The organism is Paenibacillus algorifonticola, assembly GCF_050481745.1.
Lineage (GTDB): Bacteria > Bacillota > Bacilli > Paenibacillales > Paenibacillaceae > Pristimantibacillus > Pristimantibacillus algorifonticola_A.
This window is the reverse complement of the sequence record NZ_JBCNGR010000021.1, coordinates 52188-73629: the sequence shown is the minus strand read 5'-3', so window position 1 is coordinate 73629 and position 21442 is coordinate 52188. Positions and strand designations below refer to the sequence as shown.

The 21442-nt window shown below is 48.6% G+C and carries 22 protein-coding genes; 9 read left to right on the top strand and 13 right to left on the bottom strand.

Features of this window, described 5'->3' with window-relative positions; all coding sequences use genetic code 11:
* Nucleotides 1-13 precede the first annotated feature (13 nt).
* Nucleotides 14-2332 (top strand): S-layer homology domain-containing protein, encoded by a 2319-nt coding sequence (locus ABEW34_RS19160; protein ID WP_430160848.1) that lies wholly within the window; start codon nucleotides 14-16, stop codon nucleotides 2330-2332.
* An 89-nt stretch (nucleotides 2333-2421) separates the two neighbouring features.
* On the opposite strand, the gene ABEW34_RS19155 is transcribed toward ABEW34_RS19160, so the two are convergent.
* Nucleotides 2422-2886 carry a VOC family protein gene (locus tag ABEW34_RS19155; RefSeq protein WP_430160847.1) on the bottom strand — a complete coding sequence of 155 codons (465 nt, stop codon included), beginning with the start codon at nucleotides 2884-2886 and terminating at the stop codon, nucleotides 2422-2424.
* A 159-nt stretch (nucleotides 2887-3045) separates the two neighbouring features.
* On the opposite strand from ABEW34_RS19155, the gene ABEW34_RS19150 reads away from it, so the two are divergent.
* Nucleotides 3046-3480 (top strand): Lrp/AsnC family transcriptional regulator, encoded by a 435-nt coding sequence (locus ABEW34_RS19150; protein WP_430160845.1) that lies wholly within the window; start codon nucleotides 3046-3048, stop codon nucleotides 3478-3480.
* 126 nt (nucleotides 3481-3606) lie between these two features.
* Here the strand turns inward: ABEW34_RS19150 and ABEW34_RS19145 are convergent, their stop codons facing one another.
* On the bottom strand, nucleotides 3607-4020 hold the full coding sequence (locus tag ABEW34_RS19145; protein ID WP_430160844.1) for an organic hydroperoxide resistance protein: 414 nt from the start codon (nucleotides 4018-4020) through the stop codon (nucleotides 3607-3609).
* A gap of 14 nt (nucleotides 4021-4034) precedes the next feature.
* Nucleotides 4035-4322: a putative quinol monooxygenase gene (locus ABEW34_RS19140; RefSeq protein WP_430160842.1), complete on the bottom strand. Its 288-nt coding sequence runs from the start codon at nucleotides 4320-4322 to the stop codon at nucleotides 4035-4037.
* 802 nt (nucleotides 4323-5124) lie between these two features.
* On the opposite strand from ABEW34_RS19140, the gene ABEW34_RS19135 reads away from it, so the two are divergent.
* Nucleotides 5125-5760, top strand: coding sequence for a DUF1361 domain-containing protein (locus ABEW34_RS19135; RefSeq protein ID WP_430160840.1), 636 nt, complete (start codon nucleotides 5125-5127; stop codon nucleotides 5758-5760).
* Between the two features lie 51 nt (nucleotides 5761-5811).
* On the opposite strand, the gene ABEW34_RS19130 is transcribed toward ABEW34_RS19135, so the two are convergent.
* Entirely contained in the window at nucleotides 5812-6036 is a 225-nt protein-coding gene (locus ABEW34_RS19130) for a hypothetical protein (RefSeq protein WP_430160838.1), read from the bottom strand.
* A complete protein-coding gene (locus tag ABEW34_RS19125; protein WP_430160836.1) occupies nucleotides 5988-6329 on the bottom strand; it encodes a sigma-70 family RNA polymerase sigma factor in 342 nt (113 codons plus the stop codon). Before ABEW34_RS19125 ends, ABEW34_RS19130 begins: the two co-directional genes overlap by 49 nt.
* A gap of 234 nt (nucleotides 6330-6563) precedes the next feature.
* Between ABEW34_RS19125 and ABEW34_RS19120 the strand changes: the two genes are divergently transcribed.
* Both ABEW34_RS19120 and ABEW34_RS19115 read left to right on the top strand, forming a co-directional pair.
* Nucleotides 6564-6884: a hypothetical protein gene (locus ABEW34_RS19120; RefSeq protein ID WP_430160834.1), complete on the top strand. Its 321-nt coding sequence runs from the start codon at nucleotides 6564-6566 to the stop codon at nucleotides 6882-6884.
* A 113-nt stretch (nucleotides 6885-6997) separates the two neighbouring features.
* A complete protein-coding gene (locus ABEW34_RS19115; protein WP_430160832.1) occupies nucleotides 6998-7294 on the top strand; it encodes a hypothetical protein in 297 nt (98 codons plus the stop codon).
* 167 nt (nucleotides 7295-7461) lie between these two features.
* Here ABEW34_RS19115 and ABEW34_RS19110 read toward each other — a convergent pair whose 3' ends face one another.
* Nucleotides 7462-8175: a DUF3169 family protein gene (locus ABEW34_RS19110; protein ID WP_430160830.1), complete on the bottom strand. Its 714-nt coding sequence runs from the start codon at nucleotides 8173-8175 to the stop codon at nucleotides 7462-7464.
* Complete coding sequence (locus ABEW34_RS19105; RefSeq protein ID WP_430160829.1) at nucleotides 8172-8387, bottom strand: helix-turn-helix transcriptional regulator; 216 nt, start codon at nucleotides 8385-8387, stop codon at nucleotides 8172-8174. The genes ABEW34_RS19110 and ABEW34_RS19105 overlap by 4 nt, the downstream gene beginning before the upstream one ends.
* A 234-nt stretch (nucleotides 8388-8621) precedes the next feature.
* On the opposite strand from ABEW34_RS19105, the gene ABEW34_RS19100 reads away from it, so the two are divergent.
* Entirely contained in the window at nucleotides 8622-9188 is a 567-nt protein-coding gene (locus ABEW34_RS19100) for a helix-turn-helix transcriptional regulator (RefSeq protein ID WP_430160827.1), read from the top strand.
* The gene (locus tag ABEW34_RS19095; protein WP_430160825.1) at nucleotides 9151-9909 is read left to right on the top strand and encodes a CPBP family intramembrane glutamic endopeptidase; all 759 of its coding nucleotides are present in this window, start codon (nucleotides 9151-9153) and stop codon (nucleotides 9907-9909) included. The genes ABEW34_RS19100 and ABEW34_RS19095 overlap by 38 nt, the downstream gene beginning before the upstream one ends.
* Before the next feature lie 116 nt (nucleotides 9910-10025).
* On the opposite strand, the gene ABEW34_RS19090 is transcribed toward ABEW34_RS19095, so the two are convergent.
* The 5 genes from ABEW34_RS19090 to ABEW34_RS19070 form a co-directional block, all read right to left on the bottom strand.
* On the bottom strand, nucleotides 10026-12395 hold the full coding sequence (locus ABEW34_RS19090; protein ID WP_430160960.1) for a beta-glucosidase: 2370 nt from the start codon (nucleotides 12393-12395) through the stop codon (nucleotides 10026-10028).
* 31 nt (nucleotides 12396-12426) lie between these two features.
* On the bottom strand, nucleotides 12427-13413 hold the full coding sequence (locus ABEW34_RS19085; protein ID WP_430160823.1) for an EamA family transporter: 987 nt from the start codon (nucleotides 13411-13413) through the stop codon (nucleotides 12427-12429).
* A gap of 145 nt (nucleotides 13414-13558) precedes the next feature.
* Nucleotides 13559-14857, bottom strand: coding sequence for an ABC transporter substrate-binding protein (locus tag ABEW34_RS19080; RefSeq protein ID WP_430160821.1), 1299 nt, complete (start codon nucleotides 14855-14857; stop codon nucleotides 13559-13561).
* A gap of 144 nt (nucleotides 14858-15001) precedes the next feature.
* The gene (locus ABEW34_RS19075; RefSeq protein WP_430160819.1) at nucleotides 15002-15835 is read right to left on the bottom strand and encodes a carbohydrate ABC transporter permease; all 834 of its coding nucleotides are present in this window, start codon (nucleotides 15833-15835) and stop codon (nucleotides 15002-15004) included.
* Nucleotides 15835-16716 (bottom strand): carbohydrate ABC transporter permease, encoded by an 882-nt coding sequence (locus ABEW34_RS19070; protein ID WP_430160818.1) that lies wholly within the window; start codon nucleotides 16714-16716, stop codon nucleotides 15835-15837. Before ABEW34_RS19070 ends, ABEW34_RS19075 begins: the two co-directional genes overlap by 1 nt.
* Nucleotides 16717-16871: 155 nt before the next feature.
* Between ABEW34_RS19070 and ABEW34_RS19065 the strand changes: the two genes are divergently transcribed.
* Nucleotides 16872-18686 carry a cache domain-containing sensor histidine kinase gene (locus tag ABEW34_RS19065; protein ID WP_430160816.1) on the top strand — a complete coding sequence of 605 codons (1815 nt, stop codon included), beginning with the start codon at nucleotides 16872-16874 and terminating at the stop codon, nucleotides 18684-18686.
* Nucleotides 18667-20301, top strand: coding sequence for a response regulator (locus ABEW34_RS19060; RefSeq protein WP_430160815.1), 1635 nt, complete (start codon nucleotides 18667-18669; stop codon nucleotides 20299-20301). Before ABEW34_RS19065 ends, ABEW34_RS19060 begins: the two co-directional genes overlap by 20 nt.
* A 6-nt stretch (nucleotides 20302-20307) precedes the next feature.
* Here the strand turns inward: ABEW34_RS19060 and ABEW34_RS19055 are convergent, their stop codons facing one another.
* Nucleotides 20308-21288: an ankyrin repeat domain-containing protein gene (locus ABEW34_RS19055; RefSeq protein ID WP_430160813.1), complete on the bottom strand. Its 981-nt coding sequence runs from the start codon at nucleotides 21286-21288 to the stop codon at nucleotides 20308-20310.
* Nucleotides 21289-21442 lie beyond the last annotated feature (154 nt).

Sequence of the window (21442 nt, the reverse complement as noted above, 5' to 3'; positions counted from 1 at the left end):
GGGATCACTGTTTATGAAAATGAAATCTGCTAATTTGATCATGCTGATTGTTCTCGCTTTATTTCTACAAATGGCATGGCCAGGCTCTCCTATGCAACAAATACATGCTGCTGCTTTAGTTTCAGGTGATTTTGAGTATGAAAATAATGGAAATGGTACAGCCACCATTACAAAATACATAGGAAGTGCGGGGCATGTCGATATTCCAAAATCCATTAATGGACTGAATGTAACGATAATTGGATCAGGGTCATTTGCTCATAATCCATTAACAAGCGTTACTATTCCTGATAGTGTAACATTTATTGGTGTTCAGGCCTTTTACTTCAGTCAGTTGACTAGCGTTTCTATTCCAAGCGGTGTTTATGCAATTGGAGTGGGGGCTTTCTCTAATAGCCAATTAAGAAGTGTTACTATATCGGATAGTGTTAAAAGAATTTTCAACGATGCCTTTTCGCATAATCAGTTAACGAGTCTTGTTATTCCTGAAGGTGTTACTAATATTGATTCAGGGGCGTTTTCCTACAACCAACTAACCAGCATCTCTATTCCTGATAGTGTGAGGACCCTTCAATATAATGTTTTTTCACACAATCAATTAACTAGTATTTCTCTACCTGATAGCATCTATGAAATTTATCAGAATGCTTTTTCATATAATCAACTAACCTCTCTTACTCTCCCTGTGGGTGTCTTCGGTGTTGCAGGGGAGGCTTTTTCCAATAATCAATTATCAAAGATACTTGTTAAAGGCGATTCAACATACATTAATCACGCTGCTTTTAGCGATAATCCATCAGGACTCACCCTAATTGGATACGACAATGCAGAGCAATTTGCCGATGCCCAAGGATATTCATTTGAGCGATTCGCACCGATTAATGTCGATTTTAGCCCAGATGGAAACTTGAATTGGCAAAAGACGCATTCAACAGATGTAAATATATCTCTTCCCTCTTTACCCGGTACTGAAATAATGAAATACCAGTGGTCTACAAGCGCTGCTATTCCTTTGTCCGGAGCATGGAATACATTTGACTCCAATGGTTCTATTGCCGCTCCTACGCAAACTGGCCAATGGCATTTACATGTATGGGCAAAGGATTCTAACGGGTTTGACTTCTATTATGTGTCCCATCCTTTTTTTATTGATGTTACACTACCTGATATTGTATTGACGACTGCTACACCTTCATCGAACCAGTCGGTTAGTGTCACTGCTTCCGTATATGATTCGCATAGCGGAACCGTTGAAACGAAATGGGCAACCGGCATTCAATCCGTCTCCTATTTTGAACAAAGCGGAACTACACTTACCTTAATCGATAATAAAGCAACATTGAGCATAGCGGAAAATAGCTGGCTGAGCATCTATGTCAAAGATCAAGCAGGAAACGAGTATGTAAAACAGGTGCAAATTGTCTCCCCTTCTCCATTACCTAGCAGTGGCGGAGCTGGCGGAGGAAGCCTTCCTATTGTTTCCGGCAACACAGATATTAAACAGGTCAATGTCCTGGTAAATGGTAAAGCATTAGTACTGAATAAAACCAGTGATACGGCCTATACCGCAGAAACAGAAGCCAGCCAGATTACCCTCAGCCCTGATGTTGCTGCTAACGCAACGAAAGTTACGGCGTATATTAATGGAAAGTCCGTTAGTCTGGACAGCCCTATTGATCTCAAAGAAGGCGATAACCGAATTGAAGTGACTGTACAGGCAGCAGACGGAGCGACAAAGACTTACACTATTACCATTGTCCGCAAAGCCCAGCCTTCCGCTCCTAATACGTCTACGTTCACTGATGTGAACGAGCACTGGGCTTCGAAAGCCATTCAGGAAATGACTGCGAGCGGCATCGTCAGCGGCTATCCTGATGGATCATTCCGTCCAAATGCCCCCGTAACACGAGCAGAGTTCGTAGTCATGATCATGAAAGCCGCAGGAGCAATCACAGGCAACAGCGGAGGAACTGCAAGCTTCACTGACGGTACAACAATTAGCACTTGGGCAAAGTCTGCAATTGAAGAGGCGGTCAGCAAGGGCATCGTAAGCGGCTATTCAGACGGAAGCTTCCGGCCAAAAGAACGTATTACGCGTTCGGAGCTTGTGACCATGGTTGCCAGAGCATTTAATATTGATGCTGTTCAAGGCGACTCTAGCTTCACAGATAGTGCGAGCATTCCTAGCTGGGCCAGCGGCGCAGCCGAGGCACTGAAACAAAAAGGGGTATTGCAAGGACGTAAGGACGGGCAGTTTGACGGGCATGCGGAGGCTTCTCGTGCGGAGGCTATTACGATACTGTGGCAATTATTAAGCAGCAACAAGTCCTAGCTTTCTAATTAATATGAAGCAAATAAACCAGTCTCTCATGAGGCTGGTTTATTTTTACATAATGAGACCTGTTGCATTTTAAGCAGCCTCTAAGCCTCAGTCAAATACCCCGAGCGATCAAAATCCACATCCTCAATAAACTCAATAACCTCGCCGTTTGGGCTATAGACGAGTGCATTTCGTACGAGCAGCGGCGGTTCCCCAAGGGAAAGCTCGCTCGGCTCGATATACGCCGTGGCCCCGTGGGCAAGCGACTTCTCATAGATGACATCGACTTGCTCGACATAAAAGGCCAGATGCAGCAGCGCCCCATGAGCTATTTCCTCGTCAGAAGCTGCTTTTTTTCCTTGTGCTGGAATGACGGCCTCATTATCGAAAATTTCCAGACAAGTCCGTCCATCAGGCGAGATCAGCATCGAAGCTTCTTCAATCTGAAAGGATGGCAAGCTCCAATGATGCCCCACCTTAAAACCTAAAGCGAGCGTGTAAAAAGCAATCGTTTCTTGATAATTTTTAGCTTGAATTGCTACATGGGCAAGTCCTTTTATACTCATCTGCCATCGCTCCCGTTTCGAATATGCCGTTTATTTTACGGGGAATATAGCAATAAATACATAGGATAGAAGAGGATTTTCGGTTAAAATGGTTTATGTATCGCAGTTAATTAAGCGAAATGAACTTATTTTTTAAAGTTCAGCTTGGGGGTGCTTATAATGGATCATCAACTTGATGAAATTGATAATAAAATTATGCAGCTGCTTCAGCAAAATGCAAGAATGCCCATCTCACAGATCAGCAAACAAATCGCCATGTCCTCTCCTTCGGTTAAAGAAAGAATAATGAAGCTGGAAGAGAAAAATATTATCGCTTCATACACAACCGTGTTTCGCTTGCAGGAGCTGGATCGCGGAATGACCACCTTTATTCTCGTGAAAACAGAGCAATGCCAAGAGCTGGTCGATTTTTGCCACAACGCTGGCGAAGTAACGGATTTATTTCGAATTAGCGGGGAATATAATTATTTAATTAAAATACAGACCGCCTCTATCGGAGAGGTTGCCGCATTTCAAGACACACTGACCCAGCTTGGCGCATCCAAATCCCATATTAGTATGAAAAATATAATTGAGAACAGGGTTTTGCTCTAACGCTTGCTGCTTGCTGTTGGCTGTTGGCTGTTGGCTGCTGGCTGCTGGCTGCTGGCTATTCGATGAGTATTCTACATGCCTGTTTACGAAAACAAGCCATCCCGCTTAGGATGGCTTGTTCTGCAATTAAACGATGTTCAATTCAACTTTCATATTGCCTCTTGTTGCTCTCGAATACGGACAAACCTGATGCGCTGCTTCAACAAGCTCCTTCGCCACATCCGCATCTACACCGACTACGGAAATGTCCAGCTTCGCTTCCAGACCGTAGCCGCCATCGTCTTCTTTGCCGAGCGTGACATGCGCTGTAACCTGCGTCTTCTCAACCTTGATCTTTTTCATTCTAGCTACAACGTTCAACGCACTTTCAAAGCAAGCCGCATAGCCGCCAGCAAAAAGCTGCTCCGGATTCGTTGCGCCGCCTGGGCCGCCCAGCTCCTTAGGTGCGCGAATCGCTAATTCCAAAATGCCGTCCTCGGATTTAAGCTGACCGTCTCTTCCGCCTACTGCTGTTACTGTTGCTGTGTATAAATTTTGCATATCAATCGCCTCCGTTATTGTTTTGGTATAGAAAGCTTAAGTTCTGGCGGTGCCGCCAATACGCCGCGTGCAAAGCCAGCAAATGCTGTGTAATGCGCCGATTCATTATGCTCGTCAATCGCCTGCTGATCTCGCCATTCCTCCAGCATGACAAAATGACTAGGCTGCTCCGCATCCTCATACAGCTTGTAGCTTATATTGCCCGGCTCCCTCTGCGTCGCGGCGATAAGAATCTTCGCCTGCTCGATAAAAGCCTCACGTGCGTCTGCTTGTACCTTCAAAAATGCTTGTACAATAATCATCTGCGCCTACCTCCATGCTGTGTGCTGCGACACCCTACTTTCTTATTACCCAAATTGCTAATTGCTATCCCAATAAATTGGAAATACAGGCTGAATATCTGTTGGGCTCGCAAATAAGTTGTATAAAATTTAATTTGATAAAACCAATATTAGCGCATCGCTGCGCCACTGTCAACTGCCTTTAACAAAAAATGCTGCAGAGAACACGGTTGCTGGGCTTCAGCAGCTTGCCCACAGTTCGAGATACCGACTCCTTTTTTTTCAAGGACTGAGGTTCCGCTATTTTGGCTTTTGAATCGAATTCGGGCCGTAAGCGGACAGGAAATCCGTTATTGCCTACATGATCCCAACAAAATGGCCATTTGCAGCGCATTAGCGGCTCCTGAGTCCGCGAACTATGCTTTAACCCTTGATTCGTTTGAAATAGCTGCTGCTGTGTCCGCCAAGTCTAGCTTTATTCGCTGGGAGCAGGCCCATGAAGCGAATTGCAGGAGGCTGCTTTTAGTAAGTACGTTCACATTTACGTATGTTCATATTCATAAATATTCACATCCATGAGGGGCGACATTCCCAGCAGGAGAGGAACTACGGTTGACGTGGGCTTCGATCAGGATCTGGCTCAATTAAGCTTACACTTACGTTTGCATACACGCCCTAGCAACAAAATCACAAAACAAACGTTATACATATATAGGAAAACGAATAAGGAGGGTTTACACTGAATTTTCGGGAAAATACGCAGCTGCGCAGCAAAGCCGTTATTATTGCCGTCTTATTGGCGGCTACTATAGCAAGCCTCACTTTGGCGGATCACTTGAGGGCGGTAACGGGCCGCGAAATTTATTTATTTTTGGATTGGGATGTATTTCTGGCTTGGGTTCCACTGGGGCTCTCCTTAATCATTGAGCTGGCAGCTTTTTATTTGAAAAAGAAGCATACAGCGTTGAAAACGCTAATCCTACTGCCTCTCGGACTGGCATGGCTGCTCTTCTACCCAAATTCCGCTTATTTGATTACGGACATGCTGCATCCCTTTATGCGGGTTCAGGCCGATGGGGGCGGGCATTTTGTCCAGACGATGGAATTTTGGAAGCATCTTTTTATTTTTCTGACAGCGGCTTCGGTTGGCGTGCTGTTAAGCGTCGTCTCGCTATATTCGCTGCACCAGCTTGTCCGGCAAGCCTTTGGCGCTGTTGCTGGCTGGCTGTTCACTGTTGGCATTTTGCTGCTAAGCAGCTTCGGCATCTATATCGGCCGATTTGTCCGCTGGAACACTTGGGATGTATGGACAAGACCGCATGTCATATTCGGCCAGCTTTATGAGATTGTAACGAATGCGAAGGCAGAGGTGCTGCTTATCCCCTTTACGTCGTTGATCTTTGCTTTCACTTTATTTTTTTATGTGGTGCTATATGCATTTACTTGGATGAGGCGGTAAAGCACAATTATCCGCATGCCTAACTGCCTATAACCCCCTGTCCAATTTGGGCTAGGGGGCTTCTTGTCCTTCCTTGAAAAAAGCAAGCAGCTCCGCAGTCATGCTCTGCACAGCATCCTCTTGGGGCATGCGGATAAAAAGGCTGATCCGCTTCATCTCAGGTTCAAAAAATCGGATCAGCGCAAGCGCCGCCAGCTCGTCATTTTGCCGAACCAAGTCGAGCAGCCTCAGGAACTCATCATCTGACATAGCTGCTTTAGCATCTTTTGCTTCCATTTATTCACCGCCTGCTGGCTCATGTTCAGCGCCTTGGCTACCTGGGCTTCCGTCTTGTCCTGCAAATACAGCTCATGAATAACCGTTCGGCCCAGCGGTGAGGGGAGCGCAGCAAGCAGCTGCTTCACAAGTATTTTCTGCTCCATCTGGTCGGAACCGCTATATGGCCGGACGGGATCATAGGTGAGCGAGCATTCATGCTTACGCTGCTTTTTCGCCTGATACTGAATGCGCCAGCCGATGCGGTAGAGTTCTTTTTTATAAAAATCAATAACCGTCGTTGTCTCATCCATCTATATAAAGCCTCCTCTATCATTATATTCACCTCTTCTGTTAGGATAATTATAACAATTTTAGGATCTTATTATAGGACACCTGACGGACATAAAGCGGACTGAAAGCGGACGAGCACGGATTATGAATATAGGTACTATTAAAGTTAGAACTGTGGAAATGTTTAAACAAAGGTTACATTAAAGATAAGAAAGCAATTTGAAGGTGAATGAATAACAAGGAGGAATAAACATATGAAGCGTGCAGGCATGTACTCTTTAGTAGTTATCTTCAGTTATCTAATTGGTGTGCTTTTTTATAAAGTGGCTTATTCTGTGCTTTCTATTTCTGAACGAAGCGAATATGATCTACTCTATACGGGAATCAACTTATTTTTTATTTTCTGTGTCGTTCCTGCTTATTTTTTAATCGTTCTCATCCTGAAGTCTGTGAATATCCAGTCTACTGGTTTACGCCTTATTATTGACCATTTTCGGGTTCATTCCCTCCACGCTCGTCCCTTTCATGGGTGGTTTCGGCTATATTTTTCTAACACCCAGCTACTATATTTCTGAGATGGCTATTCTGCTCTATGCCTTTTTCACGGGGACAGCCGTCTCCTTTTCCTTAGGAGTAAAAATATTAAGGCATTACCCCACATTGCTGAAATGAGTTGTAAACTTTCGCCATGAAAAAAATATTCGGTTTATTTTTCCTAGTATTGGGCCTCTGGATCGCCGTAGCCTCGCTGAATCCGATCTATTTGCTGCATAGAGAGAGCAGAATTGCCAAGTCGATATCCAAGCAATATACGATTGATCAGCTCGATATGATCGGAAACCGTGGTCAGTTGAATGGAAACAAGGTTGAAATTGTAACGAAGCCAAGCGGAAATCGATACGAGCTGCAAGTGCTGCTGAACGATGCCTGGGAAAAAATCATTCCATCTTGTCTATATCTCTCCCGACCAGCAAGTAACCGCTAGTTCGGTTGATATAGACAAGCATACAGATAATTATCTGGAAATCGCCCTGATCAAACGAAGCGGTTACTATGAAATAGGTTATAAATTAGCCGTCGTTCCCGTCACCGCTAACATTCTTGGATATGTGTTACTGGTTAAAGCCCGTTCAGCCACTAAGCGCCAGCTTGCTACTGGTACTTCTTCGTCTCCTTGAAATAGGCCAAATTGTTCACGATAAACAAAACCAGCAGGAGGAGGAACGGAAACAATTGAAAGCTGCTTAACGCGGAGTAGGCAAAGGTGACAAATACGAGCGCATACAGCGTATTGTTGATCATGCTGAAGGCGCGATATGACGCTTTGTACACAATGAATTTCTCCGCCTCATCCAGCTTGTCCATATAGGCCTGCTTTGCTCCAAAAGGACGTCCGGTATCAAAAACCCGCTTCGGAAAATTGCGGTTAAACACTTTAAATAACAGCGATTGCAGCCGAATGTGAGCCAGCACCAGTAAAATCGAAATAATCAAAAGGGCGAGCACCGACTTGCCGTGCAAGTCCTCAATGATCATCTGTGAAAGCAGCGTCATGCTGCCTACGATTGCCGTATACGTGCCGAAGGTGTTCAGCATCATGCTGGAGCTGAGCAGCCTCTCTCCCGTTTCCTTATCCTCCTCCTGGTTAAACTTCAGGCAGTACCTTACACTCGCAGCCCAAGTTCCTACAGAAGCGAGCAGAAACAGCATATGAATGATATCAAGGCGAAAAAAGCCCACCGATATCCCTTCGAAATTCAATTTCCCTGCATTCGACATACCAAAATAACTAACCCCAAAACCTAATAGTCCACTAAGGACAAGAATAAGCACCCACTGCAGCTTCCGTGATTTCCCCTTGCTCATTGAAGTTCCCCCTCATCATTCAATATGAAAATAAATTCCACCGGCTCCTTAAACAGCTTCGCCATCTTTAACGCTAGAACCACAGACGGGGAATAGTCGCCTCGTTCAATTAAGCTGATCGTTTGCCGAGAGACATCGATGGCTTCCGCCAGCTCCGTCTGACTCATTCGAAAACGAGCCCTTAATTCGCGAACCCGATTATCGAGCTTCATATGGCCACCTCCATGCGATTAATATACAGGATTCATGACATAATGTAAACTAAAGTTGTCATAATAATAAATAAAACTTACAATCTCCATGCCTTATGAACATGCAGGCCTGCTTCCTCTCCAAAAAAGGGTTGACGAATTCCCAAAACCAGGTATACTCATATATATCAAATAGATATATCGAATAGATATATTATAAACAAATTCATACATCTGGCTGGAAGGGGAATCACGATGCTTGAATACATAATACTGGGGCTGTTGATGGAGCAGCCGATGAGCGGCTATGACATGAAGAAGACGATTGACCATTCCGTCGGCATTTTCTATAGGGCGAGCTTTGGAAGCTTGTATCCCGCCTTAAAGCGTCTGGAGACCAAGCACTGGGTAAGCGTTTCGGCAGAGCTGGATAACAGCAAAAATAAAAAGCTCTACACGCTGCTGCCAGAAGGCAAAGCCACCTTTCTCGCCTGGCTGGCTGAACCGATTCAGCTGTCGCGAAGCGAACTGCTGCTCAAGGTTTTCTTTTTCGACTATTTGGATGAAGATACCCGACAGCAGCGCCTTAGTGAATACCAGATGCGGCTGGGGCAGGAAATTGGCAGGCTAAAGGCTGTGGAGGGCATTGTTGCCGGGGAGCTGAAGGAAGTGCCTAATCCGGAGAACTACTATTATCGCGTGTCCGTGCTATCCTACGGGCTCGACTATTTTCTAATGGAACAGAAGTGGATTCAAGCGATTAAAGAGAGGAAGGATCTAAACGATGACCGAAACCGTAACGAACACCAACCCCCTAAATAAACCCGCTTTTTCTGAAAAGAGACCTGTGCTCGCTATCCTTATCATCCAGCTGCTGCTGCTGTTCGCTGTATCCGCTGCCGGAGCCTACGCCACCATTAAAAAACTGGACTATACAGCACCTGTGCTGCTATCGTTCATCCCAATTGCGCTCGCCTTAATCATCTACTTAACTTTGCGAAAAAAATGGGGCTTTGCCGGCTTTCGCCCGCTGTCTGCCATTCCGCAAGGCGGCTGGAAGTACTACCTTCCGCTTGTGGCTGTACTGATCGTTATCGGAACAAATGGGCTCAAGGCGCTTACGCCGGGCGAAATTTATTTTTTCATCTTTTTCACCTTGCTGGTCGGCTTTGTAGAGGAGACGGTTTACCGCGGCCTGATTCTGAACATCCTGCTGCACAAATCGGCGACAGTCGCCGTCATCGTGTCCAGCCTGTTGTTTGGCGTGACTCATATTTTGAACGCATTATCGGGGCAAAATGCGGTTGATACGACGATTCAAATCGTCTATTCCTTGGCGGTCGGTCTTTCCCTTGCATTATTAATGGTAAAAAACCGCAGCATTGTGCCGCTGATTTTGTTTCATTTTGTGCATAACCTGATTCAGTTTCTGGGCAATGAGCGTACCGCCATCGGCCCAGACCTGCTTATAATCGCTATCCTTGCGGTGCATTGCGTATGGGTAGGCATGAGCTTGAGAAAAGGGAAAGCATCGGCGGCATAACGCCTGACGTAAAGTTCTACATAGCTTCGTAAACAAACAGACTTTCGCCAGCTGAAGCAGCTTGAGCGGAAGCCTGTTTGTTTCAAGATAGGTGTGTAGATGGTTCTATAATCGTTCTACGTTTGATCAGATGCATTAATCGGATTGAACATCCCTATCAGTCGCACCGCATCCGCTTCCGTTGGAGCCACCAGCTTTACGAATTTATACAGCGGCATTTGCTTATAAAAATCATGCAGATCGCCTCGCTCAAGCTCACCCTTGAGCACCTCATCCTTCACTAAATGCTCCGCTGCATATTGCAAGGCCACACGGCCAGACGGAACTGTCAACCATTCGCTGATGGTGCTATTTGCATCCTTAGGTGCCTCCAGCTTTTCCGTCGCTTTGAGGAATACCTCTCCTTGCAGGCGAATATCTGCAGATGAGCTTCCGACCAGCAGGGTGAAGCGACCGGTTTCCGCCACCCACTGGCGAACCTTCGGATTATAATAGCTGAGGTCGCGCTTCTCAAGCGTAAACGTGACTTCCTTCGTTTGCCCAGCCTGCAAGGAAACCTTCACAAAACCCTTCAGCTCCTTATCCGGGCGTCCCCATTCGCTTTCCTGATCATGAACGTACAGCTGCACGACTTCCATGCCCGCTCTGCTGCCTGTATTCGTAATTTGAGCAGATACATTTAGTGTTTCCTGGTCGGTAAGCATTGCCTTGTTCAGCTTTAAGCTGCTATAGGAGAACGTAGAGTAAGATAAGCCATGGCCGAATGGGAACTGCGGCTGAATCGCTTTTTTATCATAATAGCGGTAGCCAACGTACAGACCTTCTCCGTACAGCGTAATGCCATTTTCGCCGGGAAAATTCAAGAACGACGGATTGTCGGACAGCTTGACTGGAAACGTCTCCGACAGCTTGCCGGACGGATTCGATTGTCCGAACAGGATGCTGGCTATCGCGCTGCCGCCTGCTTGCCCCGGAAGCCATCCCATTATGACGGCAGGAACAGCCTCAATCCATGGCTGCATCGCAATAGCCGAGCCGCCGTTAATGACAACGATGCAGTTGCGCTGGGCCGCTGCTACCGATTGAATAAGCTGAATATGCGCCGCTGGCAAATCCATATCCGTTCGATCCCGCGACTCGCCCTCCGGCATGCCGACGAATATAACCGCAGCCTCCGATTCGCTAGCCAGCTGCACCGCCTCGCCTATCAACTGCTCGCCTTGCTGCATTCCGCCGCCCTCGCCACTGCCCTCCGCTGCCGCTTCATAGCCCGCGGCATAAGTCAAAACCAGCTGCCCGCCACTTTGTGCGGCCAGCCTGCCCATCTCCTCCCACGCTGATTCCAGCTGTGTCGGATTCACCTTGGCGCTGCCGCCGCCCTGATACAGCGGCGCCTGCGCGAATGCGCCGATGACGGCGATTTTCCCCGCCTGCATCGGGTCAAGCGGGAGCAGCTCGCCGCTGTTCTTGAGCAGCACGATGCATTCCTCCGCTGCCCGCCTCGCCAGTGCATGATGCGCGGCGAAGTCGCACCCTCGCCGCGCTCGTTCCTGCTCTTGCTCCTGCTCCTGCTCTTGCTCTTGCTCTTGCTCCTGCTCTTGCTCCTGCTCTTGCTCCTGCTCTTGCTCCTGCTCTGACTCCTGCTCCGCCTGCCGCTCCGCCAGCTTCGCGGCGGCCACAAGCACATGGCCCACCGCCGCATTAAGCACGCGCTCCTCCAGCTTGCCGGAGCGAACCGCCTCCACGATGTAGCGGGCATTTGCTTCCGCCGGGCCGGGCATTTCCAGATCGAGGCCGGCCTTCAAGCCGACTACCCGGTCGTCCACCGCCAGCCAATCGGACATGACGAAGCCTTCAAAGCCCCATTCCTCGCGTAAAATCGCGGTGAGCAGCTCATGATGCTCCGCCGCATAAGTCCCGTTCACTTTATTGTAGGAGCACATGATGGCCCAAGGCTTCGCCTGCTTGACGATTCGCTCAAAAGCCGCCAAATAAATTTCACGCAGCGTGCGCTCGTCTACGACCGAGTTAATGGTCATACGCTCATGCTCGGTATTGTTGCACGCAAAATGCTTCAGTGTCGCGCCCACATGCTCGCTTTGCACGCCCGCAACGAAGCCAGCTCCCAGCTCGCCGCTCAAATAAGGATCTTCCGAATAATATTCAAAATTACGCCCATTTAGCGGTGAGCGCTTCATATTAATGCCTGGCCCCAGCAGCAGATCAACGCCTAAATGCCGGGCTTCCCGACCAAGGGAAGCGCCGACCTCCTCCAACAGCTGTTTATTCCACGACGAACCGAGCGCTGAACCAGTCGGAAAACAGGTTGCAGGCGCTGCTCCTCCAAGCAGCACATCCGCTTGCTCCTTGCGGATGCCATGCGGCCCGTCCGCCATAAATAACGAAGGCACGCCAATCCGTTCTACAGCCGCAGTCCGCCACATATCCGCTCCCGCACATAAGCTCGCTTTCTCCTCCAGCGTCATTTCACTGAGCCAAGCTTCAACCTGATGCTGATTATTCAAGGTTTTCACCTGCTTTCCATTCTTTTTTATGGGCTTGATATTTTTTAGTGCTCTTACCCCATTTAACGTCTTTGTCCCTTACATCGTGGGAGCCTCCACTCGACCGCGAGAACCATACGAACTTGAAGATCAGCCCGGCCATAATGAGCGCCACACCCAGCCATTGGAGCCCATCGACCCGTTCCAAAAAGACAATGCGCGCCATCAGCACCGCAATCGGCAGCTCTATTGAGCAGAGCATCGTCGTCATTTGAATGCCGATTCGCGGTGCACCGAAGGCAAAGCACAGTATAGGCACAATCAATCCTAAAAGCCCCAGCGTCACAGGTATCCACCAATGGGCGTTCAGCCACAGCTGCGGCGTAAAATAAGTCGGAGGAAATACGAGCCAGACAATGACCCATGCCCCCGTCCCCATAAGCGCACTGCGATACCAGGGGTTAATATGAACGGCGGCTTTGCCGCTGGCGTAAAGCGTTCCCGCATAAGAAAAGGCTGCGCCCAGGCCAGCCAGCACGCCCAACAAGGATAGCTTTGACCAGCCGCCATAAACGGTACCCGAAGCCAGATAAGCACCTGCCAAAGCAGCAAAAACGAGCAGCAGTGAGCCGACGGTTGGCTTTTTTCGCCCAAAAATCCAGTCATACAGCAGCCCCACCCAAACAAACTGAAAAAGCATAATAATGGCAATGGAGGCTGGAATCGTCCGCACCGAGATATAGTACAGCATGCCGGTTATGCCGCTGAACGAGCCTACAGCTATAAGGCTAAGCGCCGCCTTCAATGTAAGCTGACGAACATTCTGCCCTTTCCATACGGCGAGCAGCCAGAGTACGATAACCCCAAGCAGCATTTGGCTGCCAATCAGCTCCGGCGCATGAAACCCCGCTGCGTAGCCCAGCTTTGTTATCGTAGCAAGAAAGCCGTAGCTTATCGCGCCTAGCGCAACGAGCACTGTCGCTTGTGAGCGAGCGATCATTTATTTCTTCATCCCTTTCGAAAAAGAATAAGGGCGGGCGCGCTCAGGCACCCGCCCTTATTTCCTTATGCGCCAGTGGCGGCTTGCCCGTCAGCTGGTACCCGTTCTTTTTTTCACCAATAAATACTCTGCTGATCCTTAAGTGTTAGTTCAGCTTGTCCCATGATGCTTGGAATTCTTCCAGCAGCTGGGTGCCATTGATTTTTCCAGCGACGTATTTCTGAATCGATGCTCCAAATTCTTGCGTTGCACCGTCCGGATATTTCGCCCACTGCCAAGCCAGAGCCTTGCCTTCCTCCGTATATTTCGCCACGTCCGCGCCGATGCTGCCTACGCTTGCCGGATCAGCCTGAATCGTTTTGAAGGCCGGAATGAATTTGAAATCCTTCGTCAAATATTGCTTGCCTTGATCCGAAGTCACGAGCCAGTTCAAGAAATCCTTTGCTTCTTGCTTCACTTGGGATTTTTTGTTGACGACCCAATTGTTCGGCACGCCTACGAAAATTTTATCGTTTAGCGCTTTGTCATCATTGATTGGCATTGGCAAAATGCCGACCTTCATATTGGGATCAACCTTATCAATAATCGGTTGTACCCAGTTGCCGCCAATCGTCATTGCCGCTTGACCCGCTGCGAATTGCGAAGTTCCATTGCTGTAATCCATCGTCAGCGGAGAATTGTTGCCGTATTTCACCTGCAGGTCCAGCAGCTTCTCCCAATCGATAAATGCTGCGTTGCCGGCAAATTTCGCCGTTCCATCACTAAGTCCCGCAATAAAGGCCTTCGTGTCTGCCTCTTTGCCCATCGCTTGATAGAAGGCATGGTAGCCCAGCGTGTACAGACTGCCATAGTGGTTCATGAATGGCGTTAGACCTGCCGCCTTCAGCTTCTCAGAAGCTTGCGTCAGCTCTGTCAGCGTCGTCGGCAGCTCCGTAATACCGGCTTTCGTGAATTGGTCTTTGTTGTACAAGAAGCCAAGCCCTTCAATGTTCATCGGCATGCCGTATATTTTGCCATCCTTGGTCATCGGTTCCTTCGCGATGTCGAGCACATCCTTCACCCATGGCTGATCGGACAGATCCTCGATCTCATCCTGCCATGTATCGAGCTGGCGATAACCTTCGTTATTGAAAATATCCGGCATGTCGCCCGAAGCAAATTTCGCTTTCAGCAGCGTATTGTAGTCATCGCCGACTACAGTGACAACATCCAGCTTTACATTTGGATGGGCGGCTTCATAATCTTTAACCAAACGGTCGAACTCCTGGGAAATCTCCACCTTGAAGTTCAATATTTTAACCGTCACCTGCTTGCCCGAGCCGCCTTCTGCTGCCGGACTGCTTGATGCTCCATTATTAGCACTGCCGCTGTTGCTTGACCCGCATGCCGTAAGCGCTGCGCTCAAAGCAATGACTGCTGCGATGCTTAACATTCTTTTTCTCATGTCTATGACCTCCCGCAAGATGTTTGTTAGCGATTACAATTAAATTGTAAATCGGATGATGGCTTGCACACACTCATATAATTGACTGATTGGGTGGACAAAAATGACGCGCAGGGATTGGAGCAAGCTGGCAGCCCTCTCCGCTTATCCCTTTACCGCACCAGCGGTAATACCCTCGATAATATGGCGCTGCATAAACAGGAAGAATGCCAGAATCGGAAGGATTCCCATGACTAGCGCCGCCAGAGCGAGGTCCCACTGCTTCATGTACTGACCGAATAGAGCATTGGTCGCGAGCTGGATCGTCTGCATGCTCTTATCTTGCAGCACCAGCATCGGCAGCAGGAAATCATTCCATACCCACAAGCTTTGCAGCACCATTACCGTAACCGTCATCGGCTTGAGCAGCGGGAAAATAATGCGCCAGAATACGCCGTAGGGATTACAGCCGTCAATCGTTGCCGATTCTTCAATTTCCAGCGGAATGGATTTAATAAAGCCATGATACAGGAAAATCGAGAACGAAAGGCCAAGCCCTACATAGCAAAGCACAATCCCCGAGTAGGTGTTGAGGAAATGCAGCCATTTCCCTACCTTCACCAGCGGAATCATAATCGTCTGGAACGGGATAACCATTGCTACAACGAACAGACTGAACATCGCCTGATTGAATTTACTCGGCCTTCGAGCCATACGGTAAGCCGCCATAGCCGATATAAGGATCATAATGGCTACACTCGCCACCGTGATAATCAGCGAATTCGTCAGTGCCCGTGGGAACTGAATCGTATCCCATGCGCGGACATAGTTGTCAAGATTAAAGCTGGTTGGGAAGCTTGCCGTGTCTGTCAGCAGCTCCGCGAACGTTTTGAAGGAATTGGTCACCAGGAAATAAAACGGCACAAGAAACATTAGGCCTAGCAGTATGGTAAAAGCTTCAAGGGAGAACAGTCTGAAGGAGTAGTCTCTTCCTTTCATTACATCTCCACCTCCCGTTTTTTTGTAATGGAAACCTGCAGCATCGTTACGAGCGCAACCGTCAGGAAGAAGACGACGGCCTTGGCAGTGCCTAGCCCGAAGCGATTATTTTTAAATGCCTCGGTATATATATTCATCGCCACCGACTCACTGGACCTAAACGGACCGCCAGCGGTCAGCGAGAAGTTCAGATCAAACGACTTGAACGACCACGCTACACTGAGGAACAAACACACCGTAATGGCAGGCATAATCAGCGGAAAAATAATATGGCGCAGCACCTGGAGCGACTTCGCCCCGTCAATCGAGGCTGCTTCAATTAAATCCTGCGGCACATTCGTCAGCCCCGCAATGTAGATAACCATATAATAGCCCGCTCCCTGCCATACGCTGACGATGACAAGGCCCCAATAAGCGGTCGCCTCCGTCCCCAGCCACGATAGCTGGAATACATGTATGCCCGTCAAATTTCCGATAACCGGAAACGACTGCACGAAGATAAACTGCCAGATGAAGCCAAGGAGAAGTCCGCCTAGCACGTTAGGCATGAAGAAAACCGTCCGCAAAATGTTTCGGGACTTCAGCTTTTTGGACAAAATAAACGCCAGAAGAAAACCAAGCACATTGCTGAAAACGACAACCGCAAGCATAAACCGAATCGTAAACCAGAAGGAGTGAATAAAATCCGGATCCTTCGTAAAAATCGCTACATAATTGCTGAGGCCATTCCATTCAATATGGCCTGAGACGCCATTCCAATTCGTAAATGAATAATAAACACCCAGCGCAAGGGGCAGCATAACTACGATGAAAAATGCGGCGAAAGCAGGCAATACGAATACCGTCTGCTGCATCCTCTCTGACTTTAACCACCTGTTCATGCGATCATTCCTTTCAAGCGTTCTCGTGTAATTACTTTCATTTTAGAGGCGGCTTAAGGTTAATCCCACTCAGAGAATTGAGCATAATAGTGGACGATCTTGACTTGATGTAGTAACATGCTAAACACGATTACACCACGAATGAGGGTTTGCCGATGCGAATATTACGAACGAGCCTGCGCTATCAAATGATTGTTTTTATGCTGATCGCTACCCTAATCCCTATTGCAAGCTCCATCGCATTCACGTACTTCTATACGAAGGAATCCGTCAAGGAGCAAGCCATTACGATGAACAGCAAGCTGATTTCTGAAGGCACGACGAATCTCCTAAATTACATGGAGGTGCTGAATAAAGCTTCGCTTATTTTATATAACAACAAGACGCTGACCAGCATTTTATCGAACGGCATTAAAGAGGAGCAAAGCAATGCCTATGTCTTTACCGCACTCCAGCTCGTCTCCAAATCGGCCGCCGATATACATCAGGTTTATTTGCACATCAACAAGGACGACAGCTCGTTTCTCATGAGTCAAAATACCTTTGCACGCGAGAAGCTCCCCCCGCCCACTATGCCTGAAGCCTATCACGCCCCTTACGAGGCTTGGACAGAGCCAACTCATAATAGTAGTAATTATGGATTTACATCATTCGCTCCAAACCCATCCGAATCCGTCTTTTCCTTGCAGCGTCCACTTTACCGTGTGCCCACAAGCAATCAGGTTGGTTTTCTTTCTATCGATGTTAAAATTAGCGCACTGAGCCGTTTGAGCGCTCAAATGTATGATTCCGGCACAGAGGATTTTTATATTATGGATCAAAATCAGCAAATTATTTTCGCCTCCGATCAGGCCTATGATCTACCTGACATACGCAAGACGCTTATGGCGCAAATTCAAAGCAGCGGCGGGGAAAGCGGCAGCCTGGAGCAGCATGACGGCGATTTTAAAGGGATGGTTTTTTACTCTAAAATGAAGCTGCCCTCTCTCGACTGGACGATTGTTAAACGCATTCCTGACTGGAAGCTTTATGAGGATACGCGCCATCTGACAGCGATTAATGCCTTGGTAGCGGCGCTGTTTCTTGCGATATCACTAAGCATTTTACTCATCGTTTCGATCCGATTGACACGGCCGATTAAGAAGCTCATTCGCAGTATGAATCAGATTCAGGCCGGGGACTTAAAATATCCGATTGATGTAGAGCGCAGGGATGAAATCGGCACGCTTGCCATCCGCTTCCGCACGATGATGGGGACGATTAATGACCTGATTTTAAAAGAGTACAAGCTCGGCCTAGCGAACAAGACCACACAGCTGAAAATGCTGCAAGCGCAAATCAATCCGCACTTTATGAGCAATGCGCTCCAGCTTATTGGAGCCACAGCTCTTGAAAGCAAGGCCCCTAAAGTCTATTCACTGGTCTCCTCGCTCGGGCAAATGATGCATTACAGCATGAACACCGAAGATTCGGTTGTGCCGCTGTACCGGGAAATCGAGCATACGAACTATTATTTAGTGCTCCAGCAGGAGCGCTTTGAGGGCAAGCTGCACATCGAGACGGATATCGATCCAGCGGCCAGCACCTGCCCCATTCCGAAAATGACCGTACAGCCGCTCGTTGAGAACTTTTTCAAGCATGGCTTTCATTCGGGCACGGGCAGCGGCCGCCTGCGAATTGAGGCACAGGTGAAGGATTCTTTATTATTCATTAGCGTGGAGGACAATGGGACAGGCATTGGCGACGAAAGACTGACGCAGCTCCGCAAGCAGCTTACCCAGCTCAAAGCGGGCTTCATGATCCCTGGCGACGGCATCGGGCTGATGAATGTCATGTCGCGACTGCTGCTCTATTATGGGGAAGCTGCAGATATGGAGCTGAGCTCTCTGTCACCACATGGCTTAAAAGTTACGCTCACGATACCCATTAAGCAGCTAGAGGAGAGTAGTCATGAAAGTGTTGATCGTTGATGATGAGAAGCATGTACGGCTGTCCATTCGCCATTTAGTAGATTGGGCAGCTTGCGGGGTTGATCAGCTTTTTGAAGCGGAAAATGGCAGCGAGGCGAAGCGCCTGATTCAAGAGCAGCGGCCGGATCTCGTCATTACAGATATAATGATGCCGCTGGCGACAGGCATTGAACTAATGGAATGGATGCAAAGCGAGGCTCCAGATTGTGAAAAAATAGTGATCAGCGGCTACAACGACTTTGAATATGCGCGGCAGACGCTGAAGCACGGCGGCATCGATTATTTACTGAAGCCGATTGATCAGAAGCAGCTGCAGGAGGCAGTCTGCAAAGCGATGAGCAGCTTGAATACAGTAAGACAGGAGAAACTGCAATCCGTGCAGCATGGCATGGAGATGAATGAGGTTCGGCCGATCTTCCGCGATAAATGGCTAACCGCCCTCCTTAACGATTCCGTGGCACAGGCTGCCGGAAGCCCACGTTTGGATTGGGAGCGATTATACCGCGAGGTGCCCAAGCTTTCGAGCGTTACCTCCGGCATCGTTGCAGTCATTGACGCCGCGATGCTGCCTCGTCCGGTACAGGAGAAATTTACGTCTAATCCGGATTTACTGCTGTTCTCTATTCTTAATATTTGCAATGAAATGTTGCAGCAATCGGGCTGTGGCATCGCCTTTCGTAATTGGCACAAGCGTTATGAAATTGTCTTGCTGTTCTGGAACGGCATGGAACAGGCAAATGCTGCGATAGAGGCGATGGAGCAGGGCTTTGCTTCCGCACTCAAGACGCGAATTCATCTTGGAGTGAGCACCGCCCACTGCTATCCACAGGACATACGGACCGCTTATGCCGAGGCGCTGCTCGCGCTGCAAAAACGCAATCTGCTGCAGACAGCTCCTTATATTTGCCGCTTGCAGGATGGAACAGCCCCTGCTCGGGCCAGCTCGCTGCGGTTTGGAGATTTCACCGAAGAACTGCGACTGTCGATCAGCAGCGGACGGACGGAGCAGATTAGCCTCGTGCTGGGCAAATGGCTGCAAGAGCTTGCGAAGCTGGAGCACATTACGCTAGAGCAGCTGGAAAAATGGCATGCCGAATACAGCGTGAATAAATTCCGCTGGATTGAGGCTTATACAGGGGAAGTGCTTGCGCCATTTCCTGATGACGAGTCTCCCTTTGCCCTTCCGCTTGATGATGAGGGAAAGCTCTCGCTCACCCTGTTGGAACAGCAGTTGACGCAGGAGCTCGCTACACTGGCGAGCTTGCTGGCCGCAGGGCCCGGAAGCCGAAGCAGCTCATCGATTCACGAAATCGCCCGTTATATTGAGGAGCATTATAAAGAGGATATTACGCTTAGCGACATTTCAGCCAAATTTCATTTTAACCGTGAATATATATCGCGGCGCTTCCGACAGGAGTTCGGCGAAACGCTCATCGAATATCTCAATCGCATCCGGGTGGAGAAAGCCAAAATTTTGCTGCTTAATAAAAATCATAAAATTACTGAGGTTGCCCAGCTCGTCGGCTATCAGGACGAAAAATATTTTAGCCGCGTCTTCAAGAAGGTAACAGGGCAAACGCCAAAGGAATACCGGAATATAGCCGCTGCAAATTAGCCAGCACTACGTTTCCGAGTCCGCGAGCGCCAGCGGCTCATACTCACCGTCCAGTATGCGGTCGATGAACGCTCCCGGCTTTTTCCGCAGCTTCGCCCATGTCGCGTCCGGCAGCAGCATCAGCTCCTGATGCTCCACATCATAGCTGGCGAATTTCTTATATGCCGGCACCCAGACGAACATGCCCAGCGCCGAATAATTGTCCATATCCACAAGTAAATTAAGCAGCTTGAGCCCCTGATATTCCAGTTCAGAGACGTCCAAAACCGAACCAAATTCAATATAGGATACCTGTTCACAATCCGGTATTTCAACCCGGCTGCTTGTTTCTCCCAGGTCGCGTATAAGGACGGCGGGAAGGCCTGCTTTTTTCAGTTTAGCCGCCTGGTTATCGAAATCATGCAGCTCCTTCGGCTCATATGAATAGATGAGCTCCATCACTTCTTTGTGCTTATAGCGCTTTGCATCCGTGAAGGCCCGCTCTCCATAGCTGTCTTTTATGGCCGGATCAGCACCCGCCTCCAGCAAATAACGAACGATCGGCAAATGCCCGATGCCAGCAGCGACTTGCAGCGGTGTTCCACCATATGGACGGACCATGTCCGGCTCATTAAAATTAATGGGAGCGCCTGCCTCCACCAGCATTTTAACCAAATCCAGACGTCCACTCGCCGCACCTCGCAAAGCAAGGCCGCCATGCAGAGCCACATCAATACCGAGCGCCAGCAGTGCTTCTACCGCCTTAGCATTTTCCCAAGCGACGGCATGAGACAAGGCGGAGCTGCCCACATGATTCACCGCATTTATGTCCGCGCCCTGCTCCAGCAAAAATTCGAATATTATACGCTTACCCTGCTTCGAAGCTGTAACGATTGCCGGATTTTTTGAATCATTCAAATCCATGCCCTCGGAAATAAGCGTTTTGATCACTGCCATATTTCCGCTCTTGCAAGCTTGCACCATACGCTCGTCCCATTTCGTTCCCATTAAAACTCCCCCGCTTTCCCAAGCGTAAACGGCCGAAAGCCACCCTCTGGCGCCAAAACTGCCGTTTCGCGATGAAATATAGAAAAACGGATGGAAAAATCATATCCTTTCCTATACTTCAAAAAAATTTAGCGCTCCTCTCTCTATTTTACCC

Coding starts and splice junctions, on each gene's coding strand:
- ABEW34_RS19090 (WP_430160960.1), bottom strand. CDS start 12,395: ATGACGCTGGAGGAGAAAGCGAGCTTATGTGCGGGAGCGGATATGTGG.
- ABEW34_RS19105 (WP_430160829.1), bottom strand. CDS start 8,387: ATGAAGCTCGATAATCGGGTTCGCGAATTAAGGGCTCGTTTTCGAATG.
- ABEW34_RS19115 (WP_430160832.1), top strand. CDS start 6,998: ATGAAAAAAATATTCGGTTTATTTTTCCTAGTATTGGGCCTCTGGATC.
- ABEW34_RS19065 (WP_430160816.1), top strand. CDS start 16,872: ATGCGAATATTACGAACGAGCCTGCGCTATCAAATGATTGTTTTTATG.
- ABEW34_RS19160 (WP_430160848.1), top strand. CDS start 14: ATGAAAATGAAATCTGCTAATTTGATCATGCTGATTGTTCTCGCTTTA.
- ABEW34_RS19085 (WP_430160823.1), bottom strand. CDS start 13,413: ATGATCGCTCGCTCACAAGCGACAGTGCTCGTTGCGCTAGGCGCGATA.
- ABEW34_RS19140 (WP_430160842.1), bottom strand. CDS start 4,322: ATGATTATTGTACAAGCATTTTTGAAGGTACAAGCAGACGCACGTGAG.
- ABEW34_RS19100 (WP_430160827.1), top strand. CDS start 8,622: ATGCTTGAATACATAATACTGGGGCTGTTGATGGAGCAGCCGATGAGC.
- ABEW34_RS19110 (WP_430160830.1), bottom strand. CDS start 8,175: ATGAGCAAGGGGAAATCACGGAAGCTGCAGTGGGTGCTTATTCTTGTC.
- ABEW34_RS19155 (WP_430160847.1), bottom strand. CDS start 2,886: ATGAGTATAAAAGGACTTGCCCATGTAGCAATTCAAGCTAAAAATTAT.
- ABEW34_RS19095 (WP_430160825.1), top strand. CDS start 9,151: ATGACCGAAACCGTAACGAACACCAACCCCCTAAATAAACCCGCTTTT.
- ABEW34_RS19145 (WP_430160844.1), bottom strand. CDS start 4,020: ATGCAAAATTTATACACAGCAACAGTAACAGCAGTAGGCGGAAGAGAC.
- ABEW34_RS19060 (WP_430160815.1), top strand. CDS start 18,667: ATGAAAGTGTTGATCGTTGATGATGAGAAGCATGTACGGCTGTCCATT.
- ABEW34_RS19130 (WP_430160838.1), bottom strand. CDS start 6,036: ATGGAAGCAAAAGATGCTAAAGCAGCTATGTCAGATGATGAGTTCCTG.
- ABEW34_RS19150 (WP_430160845.1), top strand. CDS start 3,046: ATGGATCATCAACTTGATGAAATTGATAATAAAATTATGCAGCTGCTT.
- ABEW34_RS19070 (WP_430160818.1), bottom strand. CDS start 16,716: ATGAACAGGTGGTTAAAGTCAGAGAGGATGCAGCAGACGGTATTCGTA.
- ABEW34_RS19075 (WP_430160819.1), bottom strand. CDS start 15,835: ATGAAAGGAAGAGACTACTCCTTCAGACTGTTCTCCCTTGAAGCTTTT.
- ABEW34_RS19125 (WP_430160836.1), bottom strand. CDS start 6,329: ATGGATGAGACAACGACGGTTATTGATTTTTATAAAAAAGAACTCTAC.
- ABEW34_RS19120 (WP_430160834.1), top strand. CDS start 6,564: ATGAAGCGTGCAGGCATGTACTCTTTAGTAGTTATCTTCAGTTATCTA.
- ABEW34_RS19080 (WP_430160821.1), bottom strand. CDS start 14,857: ATGAGAAAAAGAATGTTAAGCATCGCAGCAGTCATTGCTTTGAGCGCA.
- ABEW34_RS19055 (WP_430160813.1), bottom strand. CDS start 21,288: ATGGGAACGAAATGGGACGAGCGTATGGTGCAAGCTTGCAAGAGCGGA.